4 protein-coding genes are annotated in these 4,583 nt (G+C 34.5%); 1 reads left to right on the forward strand and 3 read right to left on the reverse strand.

Translation table 11 applies throughout. The features are described 5' to 3' along the window. Positions 1 to 1,367: 1,367 nt before the first annotated feature. Together ACEW7V_RS00245 and ACEW7V_RS00250 are read right to left on the reverse strand one after the other, a co-directional pair. Positions 1,368 to 1,676 carry a hypothetical protein gene (locus tag ACEW7V_RS00245; RefSeq protein WP_374695501.1) on the reverse strand — a complete coding sequence of 103 codons (309 nt, stop codon included), beginning with the start codon at positions 1,674 to 1,676 and terminating at the stop codon, positions 1,368 to 1,370. A 734-nt stretch (positions 1,677 to 2,410) separates the two neighbouring features. Continuing rightward, complete coding sequence (locus tag ACEW7V_RS00250; protein ID WP_374695502.1) at positions 2,411 to 2,659, reverse strand: hypothetical protein; 249 nt, start codon at positions 2,657 to 2,659, stop codon at positions 2,411 to 2,413. A gap of 831 nt (positions 2,660 to 3,490) precedes the next feature. Here ACEW7V_RS00250 and ACEW7V_RS00255 point away from each other — a divergent pair. Beyond that, positions 3,491 to 3,571: a hypothetical protein gene (locus ACEW7V_RS00255; RefSeq protein ID WP_374695701.1), complete on the forward strand. Its 81-nt coding sequence runs from the start codon at positions 3,491 to 3,493 to the stop codon at positions 3,569 to 3,571. Positions 3,572 to 3,844: 273 nt separating this feature from the next. On the opposite strand, the gene ACEW7V_RS00260 is transcribed toward ACEW7V_RS00255, so the two are convergent. Further along, the gene (locus tag ACEW7V_RS00260) at positions 3,845 to 4,150 is read right to left on the reverse strand and encodes a hypothetical protein (RefSeq protein ID WP_374695503.1); all 306 of its coding nucleotides are present in this window, start codon (positions 4,148 to 4,150) and stop codon (positions 3,845 to 3,847) included. Between the last annotated feature and the right edge of the window lie 433 nt (positions 4,151 to 4,583).

Genomic DNA, 4,583 nt, shown 5'->3' on the forward strand with positions numbered 1-4,583 from the left:
AAGAGTTAAAGCCCTTCTTCAAGAACTCCACTTCCAAAAGCTAAAAAAGAAGATATTCTCTTGAAAAAGTCTACATTCCTTTCATTTCATCTTTCCAAAAGTGTTCTTGAGAAGATTCCGAGTCAAGTCACATCAAGCAATCATTAAGAGCTTCAAAGATTCCTCATCCACTCTAAGAAGAGAGTTTGTTTGTGTTTAAATTCTTGTATTCTGAATTTACTTTTGTTTGACCTAGCTTTCAAGGTTCTTGAAAGTAGGTTGTAAGGTTGTTGGTGAGCGAAAACCAACTAGGATTGACTTGTGAGCCCAAAGATAAAACAAGTGTAAGGTTGTTGGTGAGCCTAGGTGACAAAACCAACTTAGGTTTTGACTTGTGAGCTTGAAAAACAAAGTAGGCTATAATCTTTGAAGAGATTATAGTGGAAATTTCCAAGGGAAGCTTGGGAAGTGGATGTAGGTGTTTGGAGAACACCGAACCACTATAAATATTGGTATTTGTGTGTGATTAACTCCTTTTTCCTACTTGCACTTTAATTCCTGCACCCGCTGTTGGGAATTGTGTCCCAAAGCCAATCGCCTGGGTTGTAGGCGGTTGAGCTAAGTATTGTATTTTTTATTGAATTAATAAAATATTATTTTTGGCAGCTCATCACATATTGAATTTTCCCTGAAATGAACTCTTTCTATGTGATGAAGTCCTTAGGAACTATGACTTCGTCTGAGAGAAGGGAATGTCGAGTGGTCCTTAAACCCGGTTCATAACCAAAGGATATATTGTACTGGATGGCAATATATCAAGTATAGGTTGTTGTAGTTCACATCGTTTGGTTGTCCTCTTGACCAAATGAGTGTGGTGACACTGATGTGATCTGCAAGTGGGATATATGTGATATCTCATTGAACGTGACTCCGTGCAGTCCCTTTCTGTCAAAGGGATACTCACGATTGGATATGGGTATATGTGTCCTCCGACTTTGAGGTCATCAGAGTGAAACTATGACAACTCCCACACATTGCTTTGAATAGGACTACCGGAGGGTAGTCAGGTGATGGAAGGTTTTTAAGGGTACAGGCAAGTACTTGTGGAGCAGTGATGGACCAAGATGGAATTGACCTGTCCAAACAGTTTGGATTGAATGTCTCGCAGTATCTCAATTTAGCAAATCCTCGGCCGGGGTATGCAGTGAAGAGTCACTGGGCTTGCGAGGTTGAGACACGTTAGTCGACTGACTCAGTCTGGGTTGGCAGCCCAATCTCAGTCATCCTGAGCATTAGAGGTCAAAGGGATGAATTATACGGTAACCATATGCCAGAGGTTCGATAGTTTGCTCCGCATCTTCGACCTATCCGGACGCCGGGACCCATTGCTAGATGGTTTCCTGTGCTGGTACTAGAATTATTCCAGTGCTACCGTTTAGGTTCGAACCTATGAGGTCATACGCCATAGAGGATAACTCTCTGATCCGGATACCGATTATGATTGGGAATCGTCTCGGTTTATGGTCATAGTAGTATTTTTGAGCACTCTTTTTCCCCATCTTGCCCTTGTCTGTGTCAACCAAAAATTGTTCCGGGTTGACCAGCACTGCGCCAGGATTTTTCTGAATCAGTTTTGAACTGATTCGGAGTTCGTTTCGGCCTCCAATTGGTTGCGAACCAATTGAACCAAAATTCAAAAGGTTTGAACCAACTTGGTTTAAATGGGATTGGACCATTTAATTGGCTTGGTTTAATGGGATTGAACCAAGGTATAATGTTTTGGCTTGGACCGGTTTTGAACCGGTGCATTTTCTCCTCATGACCGTTTTACACGGTGATTCAATGGTTGAAATGAAGAGACCCAAAGACCAAAACGCTGGAATTCCTTTCGCTGGATGAGAACTCCAAACGTCCCGTCTCTTCCTTTTCCCAACCCATTACATTAATCCTTGGTTAATGGGTTTAATGGTTGATTAATGGATGTTAATGGGAATTAAGCTGCCGAAGCCTCTTGGCCTCCAAACCTCCCGTTTCCCCCTCTGCTGTCCTATATAAACAACACTGCAGCGTTCCCTGTTTAGTGGTTTTTTTTTTTATTCACCGAGAAAAGAAAATTTTCAAGGAAATTTTTGAGGGGTTGTGAGATCACCTGATTGAGTATTTGTAGAGCTGGATTTGGGAGGGTGTGAGGGAGAGTTTTAGGAGCCTCTTCCTTCTCCATTAGAGTGCTCAAATCCCTGCTGCAGCAATTCTGTTTTGCTGCAGCAACCTGTGACCGTGAACCATCTTCCGGCGGCTAGCACCGTGCGTGGAGAGGGATCGGAGAGCCCCGGGCGTGTCTCCCCTCTAGAGGGAGTATTCTTCTACTCCTCGGAGCAAACCACGCGAGCCGGGATCGCTCCAGTTGCCCGAAATCCAACGACGAAGACAGCTACTCTGTTCTGCTGCCATTTTCGTGCAGCAGACTTCGGCATAAAAAATAATTCCCAAAGCAAGCTTTATCATTTGTATGTATTTCCCAAATTTGGTCTTTGTTGGTTTGTATTTGATTAGTATTTTTAATTTGTTCTTCCTTAATATCTTTTTTAATGTTTTCTTTTAAAATGTCTTTTTCTTGTTCCAAATCTTTAATAGTTTGTTTAATAGTTTTAGTTTGGCTATTTTCTATGTAGTTTATCAAAATATAAGGAATTATTCATAAATTGACTAGTATAAGAGTAATTTTGTAATTGAATAAAACTTAGCCAAAAAGAATAGATATGTTAAAAAATAAGATAAATTTACGATAAAATTAATTCTTTTCATAAAGCTCTTTTCTAATTATGAGCGATGTTAAATAAAATATAAATAAAAGTATTTTTTTCTTTTGGGATTTATTTCAAATGTAAAACACCCTTCATTATTATTTTACCCTAAAATTTATTTATTAGTTTGTAAAAAAAATAGCAATAATGTATTGACAGTGCCAAAAATTTTTGTTAAAATAAAATTGAGCTTAAAGGATTAAATGTTTTATAAATAAAAAAAATAAAATAAATATAAGATATTATCAAAAAAGACAGTAAAGATTTATATTTTCATCTAAAATCGCTTTAAGTTCAAATGAACAAATTATAGAAAATCGTTTTTCATTTTTTAAGTTAGAAAGAAGAAAAAGGAGTGATAAAAATGCTATTTAGTTTAATTAATCAAAATCAAAGATTTATTAGAAAATTTATTTGAAGATTTTAAAACAAATTCTTTAACTAACAACAACAATATTATGAAAACTGATATTCAAGAACAAGATAAATCAATACACTTATTACTATTGTGAATTAAAGGTTTTAAAAAAGAAGATGTTAAAGTTGCTTTGGAAGTTAAAGGCTATTTAGTAGTTGAGGCTAAAAATTCTAACAAAAATCAAATTAAAGAAGCTAATTTTATACGTGCCGTAAAGAAATATCTAAGATTTGAGACGTAGTTTTTATTTAGGTGATGATTTTCTTTTTTAGAAGAAATTAAAGGTTCTTTGGAACAAGGTTTATTAAAATTAAGTGTTCCTAAAAAAGAAGTTAAACCTAAAGAAAAACGTTATATAAAATTAAATTAAGATAGGTAATAAAAACAAGTTAATTCTTCTAACTTGTTTTTATTATATATATGATTAATATTATTAAAGAAATAACCTCTTATTTATAAGAGGTTATTATGAAATGCCTTCAATTATGAAAAATAATCATTGGTAGTTGTATTCGTAGGTGATGCTAATTATCTTTTGTGTCATCGAAATCATAATTTTTGTTTTTTGGTTGGTTGTCCTTTGGAGTTGTATTCGTAGGTACAATAATCAGCTTTTGTGCCATTGGATTTATATTGTTTTTGATTAGTTTTCTTGTGGAGTTTGGGTTTGAGTTGGTTGAGAGTTTGTTGTTTGTGGTTGTGATGTGGTTGTAAATGTTTGAGAAGGCAAGTAAGGATTTGGATTGACTTGACTTCCTGTATAAGTTCCTTCGTTATTACTATAATCAGGTTTGTAAGTTTGTGTGGGCGGTTTAAATGTTTCTTCTTTTGTAGGTCCTTGTTTAGATTTTAAAACCCAACAAACACCTAAAATTAATCCTAACATTAATACTGTAAATGCTATTGTAAGTACAATAAAATTTTTATTGTCTTTTTGTGGTTGTTGCATATTTTTTTGTCTCCTTTATCATTTTCTTTTAGTTTTATAGGGAACAAAAAATATTCCCTTCTTTTTTACTCTTTTTTTGCGTAAATAACGCTCAATAATAGTTAAAAAAGTAGTTTTATGAGTTTAGGAGACTTAATAATTATATTAATAAACAAAAAAAAGACCTCTAAAAAAGAGTCTTTTATAAATTATTAATTGTAAAGTATTAAGTCTCCTAAATATAAACTCTTTTCAACTATTATGAGCGTTATTACACAAAAAATTAAAAAATGAGAGGTATTTTGTTCCTATAAACAAAGAAAATGATGAGACAAAAAATATGCGGCAACCACAAAGACAGTAAAACACATTGTACTGAAATGGCATTTACAGTATTAATGTTAGGATAATTTGGAGTGTTTGTTGGGTTTTAAAATCTAGGCAGCAATACATG

It is taken from the genome of Areca yellow leaf disease phytoplasma, assembly GCF_041920595.1.

Excerpts from the sequence above, each read along its gene's own strand:
- ACEW7V_RS00260 (WP_374695503.1), bottom strand. The coding sequence starts at position 4,150 with ATGCAACAACCACAAAAAGACAATAAAAATTTTATTGTACTTACAATA.